The sequence below is a fragment of the Roseovarius dicentrarchi genome, from assembly GCF_003316635.1.
Classification (GTDB): Bacteria; Pseudomonadota; Alphaproteobacteria; order Rhodobacterales; family Rhodobacteraceae; genus Roseovarius; species Roseovarius dicentrarchi.
This window is the reverse complement of record NZ_QNQP01000084.1, coordinates 1-639: the sequence shown is the minus strand read 5'-3', so window position 1 is coordinate 639 and position 639 is coordinate 1. Positions and strand designations below refer to the sequence as shown.

General features: G+C 56.5%; 1 protein-coding gene. It reads left to right on the top strand.

Features of this window, described 5'->3' with window-relative positions; translation table 11 throughout:
* Positions 1-96 precede the first annotated feature (96 nt).
* Positions 97-639, top strand: a 543-nt coding sequence (gene istA, locus DQ230_RS16955) for an IS21 family transposase (RefSeq protein ID WP_113913714.1), incomplete at its 3' end; no start/stop codon positions are given.

Here is a 639-nt window from a genome sequence, read left to right as displayed (position 1 = left end):
AACTGACCCGGCACCAGCAGAAATTGTCATTGAGAATTGACCCATGTGCAACCTTGCCGCGGCTTGAATCAGCTGGGGGCGCATGGAGTGATAGACATGGGATTTTTGAGGGTAATTCGGAAATGGGCACTGCGGGATAAGATGCCTATTCGCGAGATCGCGCGGCGGACGGGCGTATCTCGCAACACGATCAAGAAGTATCTGCGGGAGGGGATTGTTGAACCTGCATTTCAGGTGCCGGATCGTCCCAGCAAGCTGGACCCTTATGCTAAGCATCTTACTGCGTGGCTGACGACTGATCAGCGCAAATCACGCAAGGAACGCCGAACGGCGAAGCTGATGCATGCCGATCTTGTAAAGCTTGGATATGACGGTTCCTACGAACGTGTTGCGGCCTTTGTGCGGGAATGGAAGGGTGAACGGCAGCGTGCGCATCACACGACTGATCGCGGGACTTTCGTGCCGCTGGTGTTCGCGCCGGGCGAGGCTTTCCAGTTCGATTGGAGCGAGGACTGGGCCTATGTCGGCGGCGAGCGCATCAAGCTTCAGGTTGCCCATACCAAGCTGTCGCACAGCCGGGCATTTTTGGTGCGGGCTTATCTGCTGCAAACGCATGAGATGCTGTTTGATGCCCACTGG